The organism is Streptomyces sp. NPDC107575, assembly GCF_055657265.1.
Window position 1 is genome coordinate 1,372,511 of record NZ_JBVKBG010000003.1, and the last position, 20,149, is coordinate 1,392,659.

Sequence of the window (20,149 nt, forward strand, 5' to 3'; positions counted from 1 at the left end):
AGCCCGCGCCGGAACGCGCGAAGGGGCCGGACACCCCGTGCCCGGCCCCTTCGCTCACCTCACGTCACTTCTTGCGACGGCGGCCCTTCTGCTGCTTGCGCCGCTCAGCGCGGGTCAGACCGTCCGCCGAGGAGCGCGTGGGACCGCCCTCGGTCACGAAATCGCCCTCGTCGACACCGCCCTCGGCGTTCGGCGCCTGGAAGTGCAGGCGGTCGGGGCGCTGCGGGGATTCCAGGCCCTTGGCCCGGATCTCCGGACGGCCACCGGCCTGCGCGGGCACCGCGTCCTGCTTCTCCAGGTTCGCGGCCGGCGCCGCGTCCGCCACCGGGACCTCCTCGACCTGCTGCTCGACCTGGACCTCCAGGTTGAACAGGTAGCCGACGGACTCCTCCTTGATGCCCTCCATCATGGCGGTGAACATGTCGAAGCCCTCGCGCTGGTACTCGACCAGCGGGTCCTTCTGCGCCATGGCGCGCAGACCGATGCCCTCCTGGAGGTAGTCCATCTCGTAGAGGTGCTCACGCCACTTGCGGTCGAGCACGCTCAGCACGACCCGGCGCTCCAGCTCACGCATGATCTCGGAACCGAGCTGCTCCTCGCGCGCCTCGTACTGCGCGTGGATGTCGTCCTTGACGGCCTCGCCGATGAACTCGGCGGTGAGTCCGGCGCGGTCGCCGACCTCGTCCTCGAGCTCCTCCACGGTGACCTTGATCGGGTAGAGCTGCTTGAACGCGCCCCACAGCCGGTCGAGGTCCCACTCCTCGGCGAAGCCCTCGGCGGTCTCGGCGCCGATGTAGGCGTCGATCGTGTCGTTCATGAAGTGCTGCACCTGCTCGTGCAGGTCCTCGCCCTCCAGGACACGGCGGCGCTCGCCGTAGATGACCTCGCGCTGGCGGTTGAGCACCTCGTCGTACTTCAGGACGTTCTTGCGCGTCTCGAAGTTCTGCTGCTCGACCTGCGACTGGGCGGAGGCGATGGCGCGGGTCACCATCTTGTTCTCGATCGGGACGTCGTCCGGCACGTTCGCCATCGACATCACGCGCTCGACCATCTGCGCCTTGAACAGCCGCATCAGGTCGTCACCGAGCGACAGGTAGAAGCGGGACTCGCCCGGGTCGCCCTGACGGCCACTGCGACCGCGCAGCTGGTTGTCGATACGCCGCGACTCGTGCCGCTCCGTACCGAGGACGTAGAGCCCGCCGAGGTCCTTGACCTCCTCGAACTCGGCCTTTACGGCCTGCTCGGCCTTCTCCAGGGCGGCGGGCAGTCGCGCCGCCCACTCCTCGACGTGCTCGACCGGGTCGAGTCCCGCCTGGCGCAGCTCGGCCTCGGCGAGGTCGTCCGGGTTGCCGCCGAGCTTGATGTCGGTGCCACGGCCGGCCATGTTCGTGGCGACGGTGACGGCGCCCTTGCGGCCGGCCTGGGCGACGATCGTCGCCTCGCGGTCGTGCTGCTTCGCGTTCAGCACTTCGTGCTGAACCCCGCGCTTGGAGAGCTGCTGCGAGAGGTACTCGGACTTCTCGACGGAGGTCGTGCCGACGAGGATCGGCTGGCCCTTGCCGTGCTTCTCGGCGATGTCGTCGACCACCGCGTCGAACTTGGCGACCTCGGTGCGGTAGATCAGGTCGGCCTGGTCCGCACGGATCATCGGCTTGTTGGTCGGGATCGGGACGACGCCGAGCTTGTAGATCTGGTGGAACTCGGCGGCCTCGGTCATCGCCGTACCGGTCATGCCGGAGAGCTTGTCGTAGAGCCGGAAGAAGTTCTGCAGGGTGATCGTGGCGAGGGTCTGGTTCTCATCCTTGATGTCGACCCCTTCCTTCGCCTCGATCGCCTGGTGCATGCCCTCGTTGTACCGGCGGCCGGCGAGGATACGGCCGGTGTGCTCGTCGACGATCATGACTTCGCCGTCGATGACGACGTAGTCCTTGTCCTTCTTGAAGAGTTCCTTGGCCTTGATCGCGTTGTTCAGGTAACCCACGAGCGGCGTGTTGACCGACTCGTAGAGGTTGTCGATCCCGAGCCAGTCCTCGACCTTGGCGACACCCGGCTCGTGGATGGCCACGGTGCGCTTCTTCTCGTCGACCTCGTAGTCGCCGGTCTCCTCGATGCCCTTCAGCGTGTTGCCCGCCTCGCCCTTCTTGAGGCGGGTGACGAGCTTGGCGAAGTCGCCGTACCACTTCGTGGCCTGGTCGGCGGGGCCGGAGATGATCAGCGGCGTACGGGCCTCGTCGACGAGGATGGAGTCGACCTCGTCGACCACCGCGAAGTTGTGGCCGCGCTGGACGAGCTCGTCCTGGGACCACGCCATGTTGTCGCGGAGGTAGTCGAAGCCGAACTCGTTGTTCGTGCCGTACGTGATGTCGCAGTTGTACATCTCACGGCGCTGCGCCGGGTTCATGTTCGCGAGGATGCAGCCCACGGACAGGCCCAGGAACTTGTGGACCCGGCCCATCATCTCGGAGTCGCGCTCGGCCAGGTAGTCGTTCACCGTGATCAGGTGGACGCCCTTGCCGGACAGCGCGTTCAGATACGTCGGCAGCGTGCCGACCAGGGTCTTGCCCTCACCGGTCTTCATCTCCGCCACGTAGCCGAGGTGGAGCGCGGCGCCGCCCATCAGCTGCACGTCGTACGGGCGCTGGCCCAGCACGCGGCGAGCGGCCTCACGGACGGTGGCGAACGCCTCGGGCAGCAGGTCGTCGAGGGTCTCGCCGTCCTCCAACCGCTGCTTGTACTCGTCCGTGAGTGCGCGCAGCTCGGCGTCGGAGAGACTCTCGAAGTCCTCTTCGATGGAGTTGACCTGGTCCGCGATGCGGTGCAGCTTGCGCAGGATCTTGCCTTCGCCTGCACGCATGAGCTTCTGGAGGACGGACACGGGGGTTGGTCTCCTTGCCGGTCGGGCCTGGCACGGTCGGTTTTCTCAAAAACGTCTACGTATTACTGGGAACTACTAAGGACTACTAGAGCAACGGCCATCGTATGCGAGGACCCCACCGTGCCGGGAGGTCTGCCATCAGGTCCAACGCGCGGGCCACCGCGAAGGTGCCGGTACGGGCCATGAAAAGTCATGGCGCCCCTGCCGCGCGCCGAGCAGAATCGGGCGATGGACCCCGTGACGCTGACCACCGACCGCCTGCAGCTGCGCACGTTCGTGCCCGCCGACATCGACGAGGTGTACGTCGCGGCCCAGGATCCCGACATCCAGCGCTGGACCACGATTCCCTCGCCGTACGCGCGCGTGGACGCGGAGTACTTCATCAACCGCGTCGTGGTCGACGGCTGGCGCGGTGACACGGAGTACACGTTCGCGCTACGGACCGAGGACCGCGGCCCGGTGGTGGGCGCGGTCGCGCTGCACCACCCGCGCGCGGGCGGCTGGGAGATCGGCTTCTGGACGGCAAAACGGTTCCGCGGCCACGGCTACATGACGGAGGCCGTCCTGGGCGTGGCCCGCTGGGCCTTCACCGACCTCTCCTGTACGCGCCTGGAGTGGCGCGCGGAGGTCGGCAACGTCGGCTCCCTCACGGTCGCGGAACGCGCGGGCTTCACCCTGGAGGCCACCCTCCGGGCCGCCATGCCCAACAAAGGCACCCTCCGCGACTGCTGGCTGGCCTCCCTCCTCCCGTCCGACCTGGACCTCCCAACCCCTCTGCCGTACCTCCCGTCCCCGAGCTGAGGGACCTGCCGACAGCTCCGGACACCCGGCTCAGGCCGCCCCGCTCTCAGCCACTCCTCCAGACGCGCAGTCGCGCAGTCACGTCCACACACCACATTCCCCCGCCTATCTCCCACCCTCCCTCCCCCTCCGGGAGCTACGCCCCGAATCGGCGCCACCCGGCTCCCCACCCACGACGCCAGGGCCGCCCCGCCTTGGGCAATCTGCCGCCTTGGGCGGCAGGGTGGGCAAGGCGGCCCCCGGTGCCGCGCAACGGAAACGACGGTCCACGAACCCCGCCGCAGCCCACCCCACGCCCACCCCGTTGTCAGACCCGACCTCTATCGTTCCGGCCATGACGACCTCGCCGCGTCCCACCGCCACCCTGTCCGCCGCAGAAGCCCGCCGCCTCGCCCTCCGCGCCCAAGGCTTCCTCGGCGCCCCCGACCGCAGGGCCGGCGTCCGCGGCGTACTGCGCCACCTCGGCTCGGTCCAGCTCGACACGATCTCCGTACTCGCCCGCTCGCACGAGCTGATCCCCTACGCCCGCCTGGGCGCCGTCCCCCGGACCAAGGTCGAATCGGCGTACTGGACGCCGGGCACGAGCACGGCCCCGTCCCCCGCCCCCCACGCCTTCGAATACTGGTCGCACGCCGCCTGCGTCCTCCCCATCGAGGAGTGGCCCCACTTCGCCTTCCGCCGCCGCGCCTACCGCGCCCGCCCCCACTGGCACCACCACCTCCCCGACGGCGCGTACGAGCAGGTGATCAAGCAGCTCCGCGCGGAGGGCCCCCTCACCGCCACCGAACTGGGCGGCGCGAAGAACAAGGGCGAGTGGTGGGACTGGTCCGAGTCGAAGATCGCCGTCGAGCGCGCGCTGATGTACGGCGAGGTGGTCTGCGTGGAGCGCCGCGGCTGGAAGCGGATCTACGACCTGGCGGAGCGCGCGATCCCGTCGGACCTCCTGCACGACGACCTCGACGACACCGAGTGCGTGCGCCGCCTCGTCCGCCAGGCCGGCGAGGCCCTCGGCGTCGGCACGCGCGCGGACATCGCGGACTACCACCGCCTGAAGAGCGAACAGTTCGACGCGGTGATCGAGGACACTGGCCTCGTCCCCGTCTCCGTAGAGGGCTGGGGCGGCAAACCGGCCTGGGCCGACCCGGCAGCCCTGGGATCAACCCCGCGCGGCCGCCACCGCACCACGCTCCTGTCCCCGTTCGACTCCCTGATCTGGGAGCGCGCCCGTACGGAGCGGATCTTCGGCTTCACGCACCGCCTGGAGGCATACGTCCCCAAGCCGAAGCGGATCCACGGCTACTTCGCGATGCCGGTGCTGTCCGGCGGCCATCTGGTGGGCCGCGTCGACCCCGCGCGCGCGGGCACCACGCTGGTCGCCAAGCAGGTCTCCCTGGACGGCCCGAAGGCCGTACCGGCGGTGGCGGCAGCGCTCCTCGAAGCGGCGAGCTGGGTCGGCTGCGACAGCGTCAGAGTGGAGCACATGGAGTCGGCTCCCCTGAAGAAGTCCCTGATCGAAGCCCTGCGCTAGCAGGCCCGCCCCTGGCCCCTGGGCCCTGGGCCCTGGGCCCTAGCGGATCTCCAGGATCTTCTCCCGCATCGCGTACACCACGGCCTCCATCCTGGAGTGCAGCTGCAGCTTCTCCAGGATGTTGCGCACATGGTTCTTCACGGTGTTCTCGGAAATGAACAACTCCTTGGCGATGTCCCGGTTGTTCATCCCCGTCGCCACCAGCTTGAGCACCTCGAGCTCCCGGTCGGTCAGCCGGGGCGCGGGCACGAGCCGGCGCTCGTCCGTGCGCTGGATCATCGACTTGAACTCGGTGAGCAGCTTCGACGCCATGGACGGGCTGATCTGCGACTGCCCGTCGGCCACCGCGCGAATCGCCGTGGCCACCTCGTCGGTCGAGATCTCCTTCAGCAGATATCCCGTCGCGCCCGCCTTGATCGCGTCGTAGAGATCGGCTTCCTCGTCGCTGATCGTCAGCATGATGATCTTGGCGCTGGGCGCCACCTCCTTGATGGAGGTGCACGCCTCGATGCCGCCTCTCTTGGGCATCCGCACGTCCATGAGGACGATGTCCGGCAGCAGATCGGCCGCCTTGTCCACGGCCTCCGCCCCGTCGCCCGCCTCACCGACGACCTGGATGTCCTCCTCGGCCTTGAGGACGATCTCCAGGCCGCGCCGGAACAGGGCATGGTCGTCCACCACGAGCACCCGGATGGGTTCCTCGCGCGAGGATCCGGCATCCGGCCCCATGTCGGCGCCGTCCTCGCCGGCACCGGCGTCCTCGCCCCGCATCAGTCCGAAGCTGTCCGCCATCGTTCCTCCCCCTGAAGGCCGCGGCCCGTCTTCCTGTGCCGCGCCAACCCGAGGCACCAGCACGCCGGTTGACCCGGCCCGGCCATGATTTCATGCCGCACCCTCGGCGCGTCGGCCGTGCGGTGCACAAGGGGGTCGCACAAGGGTGCCCCTGGGGGCGCACACGCACCCCAGGGGCCCCGATGAGTGGGTGTCAGTTGTGGTCAGCCGCCGATGGCGTCGCCCGCGTCGGCTCCCCTGACCTGGGAGACCATCGGGTCGGTGCTGAGGTGGATGACGCCGTAGTCGTAGGCGTGCCGCCGGTAGACGACACTGGGTTCCTTGGTCTCGGAGTCGACGAACAGATAGAAGTCGTGCCCGACCAGCTCCATCTCGTAGAGCGCCTGATCGAGCGTCATGGGTGCCGCCACGTGGGTCTTCTCACGGACGACGAGCGGGCCCTCGCCCTTGACCTCGAGCGAGCCCATCTTGGTGGTCGGTACGCCGTCGGGCTCGGCCTCCTCGGCCTTGGCGATCGTGCCGTCCCCGTTGAGCAGGGCGGCGTCCGGTACGTGCTCGGCGACCTCCGCCGCCGAGATCCGCTTCCCGCGCCGCGACGACCGCTTGTCGTGCTGCTTGCGCAGGCGCGCGTCGAGCTTGTCCGTGGCCAGGTCCAGCGCCGCGTACGGGTCGCTTGCCGCGGCCTCGGCCCTGATCACCGGGCCACGCGTACGCAGCGTGATCTCCACGCGCTCGCACCGGTCCGCCTGCCGGGGGTTCGGCTCCTTGGACACCTCGACATCGAGGCTGATCACCTTGCCGTCGAGCTTCTGGATCTTGTCCAGCTTCAGCTTCTCGGCCACGTGCTTACGGAACCGCTCTGGTACCTCGGTCTTGCGGCCCTTGACGACGATGTCCACGCAGAACTCCGTTCCCGGATAGCCCCGCTCCTTGGGCGGAGCATCTCCCTCTTGCACCAGACTCCGGCCACTTCCGGAGTCTCGGACTCGGTGACTTCCACCTCCTCCTCCCCCGTGGACAAGATCTACACCCCACCATGCCGGGTGATTGCGAAAATGCCTGTGCAATGCGCTGACAGGGCAATCCAATGGTGAGGGGTGGCGGCCGCCTTTCCTGCCGAGTTCCTCACAACCGAACATATCTCGCCCGGACGGTTGTCGGCACCCTCTACTGACACGTACCTCCAACCGAGCGAATGAACCCTGTCTCTACCTGCAACGATGCAGATTCCCCACTAGTTCCGGTTTATTTCGAAGGAATCCGGAGACGCGGCTACGACGGCCGCCCGGAACGTGATCTCACCGATCTCGTTCCCCTTTCCCGGACCTGCCTCGGGGCGGTCCCGATCCGGCCTGCCCACGCTCTCGATCTTCACGGAACCGGTCGCTGCCGCTATTGCGCGTGCCGCCTCCGCCAAAGAAGCGCCCGTCGTGATCAGGTCGTCGACCAGCACGATCCGGCCAATTCCGGTGAGCAGCCCACCACCACCGCCCACCACCTCGAGCGCGCCCGTCACATTGACCATCCGCTGCCGGGCGTCCAGGCCCGACTGGTCGGCCACCGCACGCCGCTGCCGCAGCACGGCGAGCACCCGCGCCGCGACACCGGCACGCCGCAGCTCGGCCGCCGCCGCGTACGCGATCCGCCGCGTCGGATCGTGCCCGCGCGCCCGCACGGCGCTCGGCGCGGAGGGCACAGGGACCAGCGTCACGGGGCCCAGAGGGCCGCCAGAGGCCCGCGCGTCCGCGCCGCCTCCACCGGCCCCACCGTCCCCGAGTCCGGCCCGCACCGCCCCCGCAAGCGCCTCACCCAGCGGCCGGGCGAGGCCGAGCGCGCCGCGCTCCTTGTGGGCGAGGAGCACGGCCCGCACCGCGTTCCGGTACGGGGCCGCGCCGAAGACGACCGGCAACCCCGGCGGAGTCGGCCGCGGCCGCACCCGGCCGGGCCCGGCGCCGCGCAACGCCGCCGAGCACCGCGCGCACAGCGCCGTACGCGATCTGCCGCAGCCGGCGCACTCGGCCGGCAGCACCAGATCGGAGAGGTCCTGCCACCACCCCCGCATACCCACCACTGTGCCGACCCGCGGGCCGCCCCACCAGCCCTGTGGACAACGCCCTGTGGACAACTCGACGGTTGTGACCAGCGGTTGAGCCCGCGCGGGTGACACTCCGGGCCGAGCCGCCTACCCGGGGTAGACCGGAGCCGTCCCGTCCTTCAGCACCGACTGCCAAGCCGCCCCGGAGGGCAGCCGGACGATCCCGTCGTCGGAGTGCGCCAGCAGCGGCAACTCGTCGTTGTCCGACGCCGCGATCTCGCTGACCCGCGTCAGGCCCGGCAGCGCCAGCCCGGTCGGCGTCGACCCGTCGCTCAGCACGTACTGCATCTGCTGCAGCCCACCGGGCTCACGGCCGACCACGACGAGCCGGCTGTCGCCCGCCCACGACACGGCCGTGACCTCCTCCATCCGCGGCGCGGCCCGCCGCAGTTCGGTCACCGAGACCTCCGTGTCGCCGTTCGCGTCGGGGTGCCGCTCGACCCGCCCGATCCACAGCGACGTGGTGTCCTTCTCCGCCACGAGAAGACCGATGCGCGCTCCGTCGGCGGACGCCTTCACCGTCTCGATGGTGGCGTCGTCGCCGAGCCCCTCGACGCGGACCTTCTGGATCTTCTCCGCCTGCCCCTGCCCGAACATCAGCAGCCGCCGGTGCTTCGGGTCGCGGTCGGCCACCCACAGGTCGCCGTTCCCGTCCCAACTGGGCGTCGTGAAGCCGTCCTTCTCCGCCTTCGCGTGGCTGCGCGCGACCGGGTCCCCCAGCGAGGCGCCGGAGATCAGCGACGCCACGTACAGCGAGCGCCCGTCGTTCGACACCCCCGCCGCGCGCTCCTGGTCGCGCGACACGGCCACGGAACGCAGCACCTGCTCGCCCTCGCCCAGCGGCCCCGGCACTCGCTCGGGCTTCTTGTCGGACCTGCTCTTGCCCGGCATCCGCACCAGGCGGCCCTTGGCGTCGAGGAAGTACTGGTCCGGGACGCGGCCGGTGGAGCGCGGCGCCGCCAGCGCGTCCGCCCCGTCCTCGGTCATCGCGCACATGAACCGGCCGTCGGAGCGCTTCAGTTCCACCTCGTTCACGCTCGACGACGACAGGTCCCGCAGCGAGAACAGCAGTTGGGCCGCCATCTCCTTGCACTTGGCCTGACCCGCCCTGCTGCCCGCTTCGTTCAGCGGCACCGTCAGCTTGTTCGCGTCGTCGGGCGCCAGCGATTCGGTGCCCTTCCTCAGCGCCGCGTGCGAGGGGAACGCCGTCCGCACCACCGGATTCAGCCAGCGCGTCGGCCCCTGCAGCAGCTCCTTGACGGTCTCCGTCAACGGGTCGGTCCACTGCCGTACGAAGACGGGGTCCGCGACCAGCCGCCGCTGCCCGGCCTCGCCGCCCGACGTCGAATCCACCGCGTAGTAGTACTTGTTGACCGAACTGTAGATCCGCTGGAAGTCGGACTCGCCGAGCACGACCCCCTTCGGCAGGGAGTCGATCCGCCACTGCTTGCCCTTGGCGGTGTTCACCTGCGTCAGGTGCAGATTCCCCTCGTACGACGTGTCCCCCGGCTGATATGCCTGTCGCTGGTCGACCGTGGCGATCTGATGGCCGGTCAACTGGTAGGAGCGGCCGTCGTTCCCCGCGTTCGGCCGGCCCGTCGGGCGCCTGCTGGGGCCCTCGTCGAGCACGACGGTGCGCTGCTCGGGCGACCAGTTCTTCGCGGCCTTCGGCGTGAGGTACTTGCGCGCCATCGTGTACGAAGGGTCGTCGCTGGTCAGCGCCTCGAGGAAGCCGTCGACGATGGCGGAGGGCCCGACGTCGTCCTTCGGCGGCAGGGCGAAGACGCGCACCTGCGAGTCCGGCCGCTGCGAGGCCTCGACCGATTCGAGGCCTCCGTTGTCCGGCATCGACGCGCATCCGGCGAGCACGAGCGCGCCGCACCCGGCCAGCATTCCGGCCCGCATCCCGCGCCGCTGCCGCGGCACCCGCTGCTCATCCACGACTGCCGTCGCTCCCCTCACCACGCGACGTCGCCGCCGTCCGCCCCGTACGCGCCTGTGCGGGCTCCGCCGACGCGTCGTCCGCCTCGCCCGCCGCGTCCGGCCGCTCGTCCGGACGTTCGTCCCGGTGCCCCTGGTCCTCCCGGTCACCGCGCTCCGCGGCGCCCTCGGCCTGCCGCGGCCCGTTCGCCGCCCCGCCACGCGCCACCACGCGCGCGCCGCTGCCTGGCAGCGCCGTGGGATCCGCGGACACCGCCGTCTGCGCGTGACGCGGGGCGATCGGCGTCCGGGCGGCCACGGGCGGCGCCTGGGCCGGCACCGTGGCGAGCTTCTTGCCGTCGGCGCCCGGCAGTCCGGCGTCGCCGAGTCCCCGGTTGCGCCGCGAGTCCTCCGGCTCCAGCGGTATCGGTGAACCGCGCAGCGCCTCGTCCACGGTCCTCGGCAACGTCAGCCGGAACTGTGAGCCGCCACCCGGCTCGCCCCACGCCTGCAGCCAGCCTCCGTGCAGCCGCGCGTCCTCCAGGGCGATCGACAGGCCGAGCCCCGTTCCCCCCGTGGTACGCGCGCGTGCCGGGTCGGCCCGCCAGAAGCGGCTGAACACGCGGGTCGCCTCGCCGGGCTTGAGCCCCACTCCGTAGTCGCGCACCGCCACGGCGACCGCGCCGCCCGCAGCCGCGAGCCGCACCACGACATCGCGGCCGTCGCCGTGCTCCACGGCGTTCACCACCAGGTTGCGCAGCACGCGCTCCACACGCCGCGCGTCGGCCTCGGCGACCACCGGCTGATCGTCGCCGACGACCAGGATGTGCGTGCCCTTGCGCTCCGCGAGCGGCTCGGCGCCGCCCACCACACGCCGTACGACCTCGCGCAGGTCGATCGGCTCGGCCTCCAGCGCGGCGGCTCCGGCGTCGAACCGGCTGATCTCCAGCAGGTCGGCCAGCAGCGACTCGAACCGGTCCAGCTGGTCGGCCAGCAGCTCCGCGGAACGCGCCGTCACCGGATCGAAGTCGACGCGCGCCTCATGGATGACGTCGGCGGCCATCCGTACCGTCGTCAGCGGCGTACGCAGCTCATGGCTCACGTCCGAGACGAACCGCCGCTGCATCCGCGACAGGTCCTCGAGCTGCTGGATCTTCAGATAGAGGTTCTGCGCCATCTTGTTGAAGGCCTCGCCCAGGCGCGCGATGTCGTCCTCGCCGGTGACCTTCATACGTTCCTGGAGGCGGCCCGCGGAGAGCCGCTCGGCGACCCCTGCCGCCATCCGCACCGGCGTGACGACCTGCCGCACGACGAGCCAGGCGATGGCGCCGAGCAGCACCACCACGAAGAGCCCCGCCGTCGCGAGGGTCCCCTTGACCAGGCCGAGGGACTTCTCCTCCTGCGTCAGCGGGAAGAGGTAGTACAGCTGGTAGGCGTGCCCCTGCGGGTCGTTGAGCCGCTTGCCGACGACGAGGCCCGGCTGCGGATCCTCGCCACCGTCGTAGACGATCTTCGTGTACTGCTGCGAGGCGCCGGCGATCCGGTCGACCTGCCCGCGCAGGTCGTCGGGCACGCTGCGGTTCGGATCCACCAGGCCGGAGCCGCGCGGCGCCAGCCCGTTACCGCTGTCGGCGTCGCTCGAACCCAGGATCACCACGTCGAACGCGCCCTTGCCGCCACTGGCGAGCTGCGTAACGAGTTCGCTCATCCAGTTGTTGGGCGTCAGCGTCGTGCGGCTGTCGCCGGACGCGCCGTCCCGCACGCCCGCCGCCGCGGAGTCCGCCTTGTCCTTGGCCGCGCGGAAGCCGCCCTCGGCCTGGCTCTGCGAGGCCTTCGCCTTGGCGTCGAGCAGTCCGTTGCGCACCGAGCCGATGACGACGATGCCGAGCAGCAGCACGACACCGAGCGACATCAGCAGCGTCGTGACGACGACCTTCAGCTGGATGTTCCGCCGCCACAGCCGCATCGCGGGCAGCAGCGGACGCCGCACCCAGCGCGCGAACAGGCGCAGCACGGGGCTGCCCTTCATCCCGCCCTGGAGCAGCAGGCTCCGGTCGACGGCGCGGCGCAGCCGTGAGCCACGAGCGGCGGTCGGCCCCGCCGCGGGTCCCACAGGCCGCTCCGGGCGGGACCCCGGGGCCCCGGGCGCCGAAGCGGCACTGTTTCGGGACACGTCAGCTCGGTCCTGCCTTGTAACCGACGCCTCGGACGGTCACCACGATCTCCGGCCGCTCGGGGTCCTTCTCGACCTTGGAGCGCAGCCGCTGCACGTGCACATTGACCAGGCGCGTGTCCGCGGCGTGCCGGTAGCCCCACACCTGTTCGAGGAGCACCTCACGCGTGAACACCTGCCAGGGCTTGCGCGCGAGCGCGACCAGCAGATCGAACTCGAGCGGCGTCAGCGCGATCGGCTGCCCCTCGCGCTTGACCGAATGCCCCGCCACATCGATGACCAGGTCACCGATGGCGAGCTGCTCCGGCGCGGGCTCCTCCGACCTCCGCAGCCGCGCCCGGATCCGGGCGACCAGCTCCTTCGGCTTGAACGGCTTCACGATGTAGTCGTCGGCCCCCGATTCGAGGCCCACCACCACATCGACGGTGTCGCTCTTCGCCGTGAGCATCACGATCGGCACCCCGGACTCCGCCCTGATCAGGCGGCACACCTCGATACCGTCCCGGCCCGGCAGCATCAGATCGAGCAGCACCAGATCGGGCTTGGTCTCACGGAAAGCGGCCAGCGCCTTGTCGCCGTCAGCTACGAACGACGGCTCAAAACCTTCACCACGCAGCACAATGCCGAGCATCTCGGCCAGTGCGGTGTCGTCGTCGACGACAAGGACTCGTCCCTTCATGGACCACATCATCCCATTAGCTCATCGTTGCCTGGAGTGAACTGGCACACAGTTCACCCAGGCCATCATGTGTCACAGGCGACACAACGCCCCACTCCGTGACGATCGCCGTCACCAAGTCCGGAGGCGTCACATCGAACGCGGGGTTGTACGCCTGCGTCCCCAGCGGTGCCACCGGAATCCCGCCACCTGCCTCCACTCCGGCCAGCGGCGCCCGCGGCGCCGTGACCTCCGTCACCTCATGCCCGGCCCGCTGCTCCACCTCGATGGAAGCCCCGTCCGCGGTCTCCGGGTCGATCGTCGTCACCGGCGCCACCACGATGAACGGCACATGGTGATAACGCGCCAGCACCGCGAGCGGATAGCTCCCCACCTTGTTGGCCACCGAACCGTCGGCCGCGATCCGGTCCGCACCGATCAGCACGGCGTCCACCTCACCCGCCGCGAACAGCGACCCCGCCGCGTTGTCCGTGAGCAGCGTGTACGCCATCCCGTTGCGCGCGGCCTCGTAGGCGGTCAGCCGGGCGCCCTGCAGCAGCGGACGCGTCTCGTCCACCCACAGCCGGCGCAGCCGCCCCGCCCGATGCGCGGCGAGCGCGACCGCGAAGGCCGTGCCCTCGCCGCCGGAGACCAGCGCCCCGGTGTTGCAGTGCGTCAGGATGCGGTGGTTGCCACCGGGCACCAGCTCGTCCAGGAGCCGCAGACCGTGCCCGGCCATCCTGGTGCTGGCCTCCGCGTCCTCCGCGTGCAGCGCCCGCGCCGAGGCGAGCGCCGCGGCGGCGGCCCGCTCCCGCGCCTGCTCCCCGTCACCCGCCGCGCTGCCGAGCACGGACCGGTACGCCTCCTGCGCCCTGCGCACCCCGTACGCCAGATTCACCGCGGTGGGCCGCGCGTCGGCCAGCGCCCCCGCCGCCTCCTCGACGTCGAAGCCGCGGACGGCCGCGAGCGCCACCCCGTACGCCCCCGCGATCCCGAGCAGCGGCGCACCGCGCACGGCCAGGGAACGGATCGCCTGCACCAGGGCCTGCGGATCCGTGCACACCAGCTCGACTTCTTCGGCGGGCAGCCTCGTCTGGTCGAGCAGCACCAGAACGGGCCCCTCCGCCGGCTCCTCCCACCTGATCGCCGGGATGTCGACGGCCTCGGGCCGTGTGCCGCCGACGAGCCGTATGTCCTCTCCGGATTGCGCGTACTGATCAGCCATCCGCCCAGTCTGCCCCGGACCGACCCGACAATTGAAGGCATGCAGCCCTCCCGGGGCCAGGTCATCCGGCACCCACCCCATGGCACGATGGCAGCCAACCTGCTGCCGCGACCGCGGACGGGCACTTTGAAGGAGCGACGATGAACGACACTCCGGGCTGGGCATCGCCCGGATCTGCCCCCTCCGACGGCCCGGACGGCAACCGCAAGGACGGCCCCGACCAGAACGGCGAGGCGCAGGGCAGCGGTCCACAGGACACGCCCCCGCAGGACGCCGCAGGTCAGGGCCCGAAGTGGTCCAAGGAGCAGCCGCCTCCCGCCCAGTGGTCCGCCCCCTCCGGCTCCGCCCAGACCCCACCCCCGCCCCCGCCGGCTCCCGGCCAGGGCTGGGGCGGTCAGGCCTGGGGCGGCCAGGGCGGCGGCGGTGGCTACGGCCAGGGGCCGGGCGGCCCCGGACCCGGCGGCTACCCCGGCTGGGGCGGCGGCTGGCAGGGCAAGCCCCCGGCGGCCAAGCCCGGCGTCATCCCGCTGCGCCCGCTCGGCGTCGGCGAGATCCTCGACGGCGCGGTGTCGACGATGCGGACCTACTGGCGCACCGTCCTCGGCATCTCGCTGACGGTCGCCGTTGTCACCCAGCTCCTGGCGGTCCTCCTCCAGGGCTTCGTCCTCAACGACGCGGCGACCACCACGGCTCTCGACAACCCCGACGCCACCCCGCGCGAGATCTTCAGCGCCCTGGGATCGCTCCTGATCGGCTCCGCGCTCGTCGCCGTCGTCACGCTGCTCGGCACGATCGTCGCGACGGCCCTGCTGACGACGGTCACGAGCCGCGCCGTGCTCGGCCGGCCCGTCACCATAGGAGAGGCCTGGCGGGACGCCCGGCCGCAGATCCTCAGGCTGCTCGGCCTGACGCTGCTGCTCCCCCTGATCGCCGCCGCCATCATGCTCGTGAGCGTCGCGCCCGGCATCCTGGTCGGCGCACTCGGCTCCCCCGAGGGCGGTGTCGCGCTCGGTGTCGTCGGCGGCCTCGCAGGGCTCGTCGTGACGATCTGGCTGATGGTCCGCCTGTCGCTGGCCTCGCCCGCGCTGATGCTGGAGAAGCAGACGGTCCGCAAGGCCATGGGCCGCTCCACCAAGCTCGTCCGCGGCTCCTGGTGGCGCGTCTTCGGCATCACGATCCTGGCGTCCCTGATCGCCGCGATCGTCTCGGAGATCATCCTCTTCCCGTTCACCGCCATCGCAGGGGCGGTCAGCGGAGACGGCTTCTCCGGCCTCCTGGACAGCGGCGGGAACTTCGGCTGGGCCTTCCTCATCATCACCGGCATCGGCTCGGTCGTCGGCTCCACCATCACCTTCCCGATCACGGCCGGCGTCACGGTGCTCCTCTACATCGACCAGCGCATCCGCCGCGAGGCCCTCGACCTCGAACTCGCCCGGGCCGCGGGCCTGCCCGACTACGGGTCCGCCCCCGGCGCCACTCCGGGGAGTTGATGGCGTGAGCGCACTTGGGGGAGTGCTCCACACGACGATCTCGTCGGTCCTCACCGGCGGCGACGAGCCGCCGGTGAGGATTCCGCGCGACCCCGCGCGGGAGGCGGCGCAGCGCGAGCTGTCCAAGCCCGCGTACCACCAGGACGACCCGAACTGGTTCATGCGCGCCCTGAACAAGTTCTGGGACTGGATCGACGAGCTCTTCTCCGCCGCGTCCGGCGCCGCCCCCGGCGGCACCGTCGGCCTCCTCGTGATCCTGCTGGCCGTCGTCGCCGTGGCGGCCGCCCTGTGGTGGCGCCTCGGCACTCCGCGCCGCTCCCCCGGCTCCGCGCCCCCGCTCTTCGACGACCGCCCGCGCAGCGCCGCCGAACACCGCTCGGCCGCCGCGGCACACGCCGCCCAGGGCCACTGGAACCAGGCCGTCCAGGAACGGATGCGCGCCCTGGTCCGCTCCCTTGAGGAACGCGCGCTCCTCGACCCGCGCCCCGGCCGCACGGCCGACGAGGCCGCCGCCGAAGCGGCCCGACCGCTGCCCCAGCACGCGGACCGCCTCCGCGCGGCAGCCCGCGACTTCGACGACATCGCGTACGGCGGCCGCACCGCGACCCCGGAGACGTACGAACGCCTCGCCACCCTGGACGCCGAGGTGGAACGCACCACTCCCGACCTCGCCGCCGCCGCGGGAGCCACCCGGTGACCGAACCGACCAGCCCCAGCACCCCGGACCCGGCGCGCGTCCAAGGCGACCCGACATCCGACCAGCCGCACCCAACGCAGCCCACCGCGCACCCCAGCGACCGCCCGCTCGACCAGCCGGCCCCCACCCCGGCCGCCCACCCGCGGTCCACGACGACGACCACGCTCGCCCCGCCACCACCGCCACCCGGCGACAGCCCGGGCGGCCCCGGTGACACCACCTCCATCACGCCGACCGCCCGCCAGATCTGGACCCGCACCCGCGGCATCGCCCTGGCCCTGGCCTTCCTCCTGGTCGCCGCCGTGGTCATCGCGGTCGTCCGCTCCGGTGACCAGCACGGCGCCCTCGATCCGCGCTCCGCCGACCAGCGCGGCAGCCGCGCCGTCGCCGAACTCCTCGCCGACCGGGGCGTCGACACGCGCGTGGTCACCACGACCGACGAGGCCCGCGCCGCAGTGGGCCCCGACACGACCCTCCTGGTCGCCACGCCCGACCGGCTCACGGCCCGTCAGCAGTCCCGGCTCCAGGCCGCCACCGCCGACTCCGGCGGCCGCACGGTTCTCGTCGCACCCGGCGCCTCGGTCGAGACACTGGCCCCGGGCGTCACCGCCGACCCCGAGCCTGCCGCCGACAAGCCCCTCGCGCCCGGCTGCACGCTCCCCGAGGCCCGTCGCGCCGGCCCCGCGAACACCGGCGGCCACCGCTACGGCACGACGCTCACCGGCGCCGACTCCTGCTACCCGAGCTTCGGCTCCCCCACCCTCCTGCGCCTGCCGTCCCCGTCCGGCAACGGCGACACGGTCGTCCTCGGCTCCCCCGACATCCTTCTCAACGACCGCCTCGACGAACAGGGCAACGCCTCGCTCGCCCTCCAACTCCTCGGTTCGCACCCGCATGTGACCTGGTACCTCCCCTCCCCCTCCGACGACTCGGCGGCCGACGACGCGCAGAACGACCGCAGCTTCGTCGACCTGATCCCCAAGGGCTGGCTCTGGGGCACCCTTCAGCTCTTCATCGCGGCAGCACTGGCCGCACTGTGGCGCGCACGCCGCCTCGGCCCCCTGGTCCAGGAGCGCCTGCCCGTCGCGATCCGCGCCTCCGAAACCGTCGAAGGCCGCGCCCGCCTCTACCGCAAGGCGAACGCCCGCGACCGCGCCGCCACAGCTCTGCGTATCTCCACCCGCACCCGCCTGGCCCCCCTCATCGGCGTCCCCGTCTCCCAGGCCCACTCGCCCGAGACCTTCCTCCCGGCCCTGGCACGCCAACTCCCCACGCCCGCCCGGGACCCACGCACCCTCCTCTTCGGCCCGCCACCCGCGTCCGACGCAGCACTCATCGCACTCGCCGACCACCTCGACGCCCTCGAAAGTGAGGTACGGAATCCATGATGGACCCGACCACTGACAACGCCGGGCCCACGACGGATCCCCGCAGCTCAAGGGCGTCCTTGGAAGCCCTTCGCACGGAGATCGCCAAGGCCGTGGTCGGCCAGGACCCCACCGTCACGGGCCTGGTCGTGGCCCTGCTCTGCCGCGGCCACGTCCTCCTCGAAGGCGTGCCCGGCGTCGCCAAGACCCTCCTCGTCCGCGCCCTCGCCTCGTCCCTCGAACTCGACACGAAGCGCGTCCAGTTCACCCCGGACCTGATGCCCAGCGACGTCACGGGCTCCCTCGTCTACGACACGAACACCGCCCGCTTCTCCTTCCAGCCGGGCCCGGTCTTCACCAACCTCGTCCTCGCCGACGAGATCAACCGCACGCCGCCCAAGACCCAGTCCTCCCTCCTCGAAGCGATGGAGGAACGCCAGGTCACGGTGGACGGCACGGCCCGCCAACTCCCCGACCCCTTCATGGTGATCGCGACCCAGAACCCGGTCGAGTACGAGGGCACCTACCCCCTCCCCGAGGCCCAACTGGACCGCTTCCTCCTCAAGTTGAACGTCCCGCTGCCGTCCCGCCAGGACGAGATCGACGTCCTGACCCGCCACGCCTCCGGCTTCAACCCCCGCGACCTGCAAGCAGCAGGCATCCGCCCGGTGGCCACGGCCGCCGACCTCGAAACGGCCCGCACCGCGGTCGCCAAGACGACGGTCTCCCCCGAGATCACCGCCTACGTGGTCGACATCTGCCGCGCCACCCGCGAGTCCCCGTCCCTCACCCTCGGCGTCTCGCCGCGCGGCGCCACGGCCCTCCTCGCCACAGCCCGCGCCTGGGCCTGGCTGACCGGCCGCGACTACGTCACCCCCGACGACGTCAAGGCCCTCGCCCTGCCCACCCTCCGCCACCGCATCCAACTCCGTCCGGAGGCCGAGATGGAGGGCGTGACCGCGGACTCGGTCATCAACGCGATCCTGACCCACGTCCCCGTCCCCCGCTGACCCGGCACACAACGGAGGACGACACGACCATGGCTCTGACCGGACGAACAGCCCTGCTCGCAGCGCTCGGCTCCCTCCCCATCGGCATCTGGGAGCCGAGCTGGACAGGCATCCTGGCCGTCAACACCCCCCTGGCCCTGGCCTGCGCCTGCGACTTCGCCCTGGCCGCCCCCGTACGCCGCCTGCGCCTGACGCGCTCCGGCGACACCTCCGTACGCCTCGGAGACCCGGCCGACGTCACCCTCACGATCACCAACCCCTCACGCCGCCCCCTGCGCGCGCGAATCCGTGACGCCTGGCCCCCGAGCAGCTGGCAGCCCGGCATGGAGTACGCCGCGTCCCGCCACCGCGTGAACATCCCCGCAGGCGAGAGGCGCCGCATCACCACCCGCCTGCAGCCCACCCGCCGCGGCGACCGCACGGCGGACCGCGTCACGGTCAGCTCCCAAGGCCCCCTCGGCCTCTTCACGCGCCAAGGCACCCACAGGGTTCCCTGGACGGTCCGCGTCCTGCCGCCCTTCCACAGCCGCAAGCACCTCCCCTCCAAACTGGCCCGCCTCCGCGAACTCGACGGCCGCACCAGCGTGTTGACCAGGGGCGAGGGCACCGAATTCGACAGCCTCCGCGAATACGTCCCCGGGGACGACACCCGCTCCATCGACTGGCGCGCAACGGCCCGCCACTCGTCGGTGGCCGTCCGCACCTGGCGCCCGGAACGCGACCGCCACATCCTTCTCGTCCTCGACACCGGCCGCACCTCCGCCGGCCGCGTCGGCGACGCCCCGCGCCTCGACGCCTCCATGGACGCCGCACTCCTCCTCGGCGCCCTGGCATCCCGCGCCGGCGACCGCGTCGACCTGCTGGCCTACGACCGCCGAACCCGCGCCCTCGTCCAGGGCCGCACCGCAGGCGACGTCCTCCCTGCCCTGGTCAACGCCATGGCCCCGCTGGAACCCGAACTCATCGAAACGGACGCCCGAGGCCTCACGGCAACCGCCCTGCACACAGCGCACCGCCGTTCCCTCATCGTCCTTCTTACGTCCCTGGACGCCGCCCCCATCGAAGAGGGCCTGCTCCCGGTCCTCTCACGCCTCACCAAACGTCACACGGTCGTCGTGGCCTCGGTCGCCGACCCGAAAGTCGAATCGATGGCCTCGGCCCGGGGCACCACGGAAGCCATCTACGACGCCGCGTCAGCGGCCCAGGCCAAGGCCGAACGCCTCCGTACAGCCGAACAACTCACCCGCCACAACGTCACCGTCGTGGACGCCACCCCATCCGAACTGGCTCCAGCCCTGGCGGACGCCTACCTGTCCCTGAAATCCGCCGGCCGCCTTTGAGGAAATTCGAGGAACGGGCCCGGCGGCGGACCCCTAAACGCAGAAAAGCCCCGTGCCATTGGCACGGGGCTTTTCTTCAAAAATAGTTCGGCGGCGTCCTACTCTCCCACAGGGTCCCCCCTGCAGTACCATCGGCGCTGTGAGGCTTAGCTTCCGGGTTCGGAATGTAACCGGGCGT

General features: G+C 71.2%; 15 protein-coding genes and 1 rRNA gene. 7 read left to right on the forward strand and 9 right to left on the reverse strand.

The window, feature by feature from the left end:
- Nucleotides 1-64 precede the first annotated feature (64 nt).
- Nucleotides 65-2,875 carry a preprotein translocase subunit SecA gene (gene secA, locus ACZ7L4_RS19385; RefSeq protein WP_472103965.1) on the reverse strand — a complete coding sequence of 937 codons (2,811 nt, stop codon included), beginning with the start codon at nt 2,873-2,875 and terminating at the stop codon, nt 65-67.
- Nucleotides 2,876-3,103: 228 nt separating this feature from the next.
- Here secA and ACZ7L4_RS19390 point away from each other — a divergent pair, with 228 nt between their 5' ends.
- On the forward strand, nt 3,104-3,676 hold the full coding sequence (locus tag ACZ7L4_RS19390) for a GNAT family N-acetyltransferase (RefSeq protein ID WP_472103967.1): 573 nt from the start codon (nt 3,104-3,106) through the stop codon (nt 3,674-3,676).
- Nucleotides 3,677-4,010: 334 nt separating this feature from the next.
- On the forward strand, nt 4,011-5,204 hold the full coding sequence (locus ACZ7L4_RS19395) for a winged helix-turn-helix domain-containing protein (RefSeq protein WP_472103969.1): 1,194 nt from the start codon (nt 4,011-4,013) through the stop codon (nt 5,202-5,204).
- Between the two features lie 39 nt (nt 5,205-5,243).
- Here ACZ7L4_RS19395 and ACZ7L4_RS19400 read toward each other — a convergent pair whose 3' ends face one another.
- The 7 genes from ACZ7L4_RS19400 to mtnA form a co-directional block, all read right to left on the reverse strand.
- Nucleotides 5,244-5,996, reverse strand: coding sequence for a response regulator transcription factor (locus tag ACZ7L4_RS19400; protein ID WP_326014127.1), 753 nt, complete (start codon nt 5,994-5,996; stop codon nt 5,244-5,246).
- 203 nt (nt 5,997-6,199) lie between these two features.
- Nucleotides 6,200-6,895 carry a ribosome hibernation-promoting factor, HPF/YfiA family gene (gene hpf / locus ACZ7L4_RS19405; RefSeq protein ID WP_450817310.1) on the reverse strand — a complete coding sequence of 232 codons (696 nt, stop codon included), beginning with the start codon at nt 6,893-6,895 and terminating at the stop codon, nt 6,200-6,202.
- A 335-nt stretch (nt 6,896-7,230) separates the two neighbouring features.
- On the reverse strand, nt 7,231-8,058 hold the full coding sequence (locus ACZ7L4_RS19410) for a ComF family protein (RefSeq protein ID WP_472103971.1): 828 nt from the start codon (nt 8,056-8,058) through the stop codon (nt 7,231-7,233).
- A 120-nt stretch (nt 8,059-8,178) separates the two neighbouring features.
- On the reverse strand, nt 8,179-10,032 hold the full coding sequence (locus ACZ7L4_RS19415; RefSeq protein WP_472103972.1) for an LpqB family beta-propeller domain-containing protein: 1,854 nt from the start codon (nt 10,030-10,032) through the stop codon (nt 8,179-8,181).
- Nucleotides 10,025-12,184, reverse strand: coding sequence for an MtrAB system histidine kinase MtrB (gene mtrB / locus ACZ7L4_RS19420; protein WP_472103974.1), 2,160 nt, complete (start codon nt 12,182-12,184; stop codon nt 10,025-10,027). The genes ACZ7L4_RS19415 and mtrB overlap by 8 nt, the downstream gene beginning before the upstream one ends.
- A 1-nt stretch (nt 12,185) precedes the next feature.
- Nucleotides 12,186-12,875: a two-component system response regulator MtrA gene (gene mtrA, locus ACZ7L4_RS19425; protein ID WP_323179534.1), complete on the reverse strand. Its 690-nt coding sequence runs from the start codon at nt 12,873-12,875 to the stop codon at nt 12,186-12,188.
- Nucleotides 12,876-12,879: 4 nt separating this feature from the next.
- Complete coding sequence (mtnA, locus tag ACZ7L4_RS19430) at nt 12,880-14,067, reverse strand: S-methyl-5-thioribose-1-phosphate isomerase (RefSeq protein ID WP_472103976.1); 1,188 nt, start codon at nt 14,065-14,067, stop codon at nt 12,880-12,882.
- Nucleotides 14,068-14,207: 140 nt separating this feature from the next.
- Between mtnA and ACZ7L4_RS19435 the strand changes: the two genes are divergently transcribed.
- The 5 genes from ACZ7L4_RS19435 (at nt 14,208) to ACZ7L4_RS19455 (ending at nt 19,971) form a co-directional block, all read left to right on the forward strand.
- Complete coding sequence (locus ACZ7L4_RS19435) at nt 14,208-15,557, forward strand: DUF7847 domain-containing protein (protein WP_472103978.1); 1,350 nt, start codon at nt 14,208-14,210, stop codon at nt 15,555-15,557.
- Nucleotides 15,558-15,561: 4 nt separating this feature from the next.
- Nucleotides 15,562-16,254, forward strand: coding sequence for a DUF4129 domain-containing protein (locus tag ACZ7L4_RS19440; RefSeq protein ID WP_472103980.1), 693 nt, complete (start codon nt 15,562-15,564; stop codon nt 16,252-16,254).
- 224 nt (nt 16,255-16,478) lie between these two features.
- The gene (locus ACZ7L4_RS19445) at nt 16,479-17,642 is read left to right on the forward strand and encodes a DUF4350 domain-containing protein (protein WP_472104074.1); all 1,164 of its coding nucleotides are present in this window, start codon (nt 16,479-16,481) and stop codon (nt 17,640-17,642) included.
- Entirely contained in the window at nt 17,642-18,631 is a 990-nt protein-coding gene (locus ACZ7L4_RS19450) for an AAA family ATPase (RefSeq protein WP_450817316.1), read from the forward strand. Before ACZ7L4_RS19445 ends, ACZ7L4_RS19450 begins: the two co-directional genes overlap by 1 nt.
- 29 nt (nt 18,632-18,660) lie before the next feature.
- Nucleotides 18,661-19,971: a DUF58 domain-containing protein gene (locus tag ACZ7L4_RS19455; RefSeq protein WP_472103982.1), complete on the forward strand. Its 1,311-nt coding sequence runs from the start codon at nt 18,661-18,663 to the stop codon at nt 19,969-19,971.
- 85 nt (nt 19,972-20,056) lie between these two features.
- On the opposite strand, the gene rrf is transcribed toward ACZ7L4_RS19455, so the two are convergent.
- Nucleotides 20,057-20,149 (reverse strand): 5S ribosomal RNA (gene rrf / locus ACZ7L4_RS19460); the annotation flags it as partial.

Excerpts from the sequence above, each read along its gene's own strand:
- ACZ7L4_RS19390 (WP_472103967.1), top strand. The coding sequence starts at position 3,104 with ATGGACCCCGTGACGCTGACCACCGACCGCCTGCAGCTGCGCACGTTC.
- ACZ7L4_RS19395 (WP_472103969.1), top strand. The coding sequence starts at position 4,011 with ATGACGACCTCGCCGCGTCCCACCGCCACCCTGTCCGCCGCAGAAGCC.
- ACZ7L4_RS19400 (WP_326014127.1), bottom strand. The coding sequence starts at position 5,996 with ATGGCGGACAGCTTCGGACTGATGCGGGGCGAGGACGCCGGTGCCGGC.
- ACZ7L4_RS19410 (WP_472103971.1), bottom strand. The coding sequence starts at position 8,058 with ATGCGGGGGTGGTGGCAGGACCTCTCCGATCTGGTGCTGCCGGCCGAG.
- mtrA (WP_323179534.1), bottom strand. The coding sequence starts at position 12,875 with ATGATGTGGTCCATGAAGGGACGAGTCCTTGTCGTCGACGACGACACC.
- mtnA (WP_472103976.1), bottom strand. The coding sequence starts at position 14,067 with ATGGCTGATCAGTACGCGCAATCCGGAGAGGACATACGGCTCGTCGGC.
- ACZ7L4_RS19435 (WP_472103978.1), top strand. The coding sequence starts at position 14,208 with ATGAACGACACTCCGGGCTGGGCATCGCCCGGATCTGCCCCCTCCGAC.
- ACZ7L4_RS19450 (WP_450817316.1), top strand. The coding sequence starts at position 17,642 with ATGGACCCGACCACTGACAACGCCGGGCCCACGACGGATCCCCGCAGC.
- ACZ7L4_RS19455 (WP_472103982.1), top strand. The coding sequence starts at position 18,661 with ATGGCTCTGACCGGACGAACAGCCCTGCTCGCAGCGCTCGGCTCCCTC.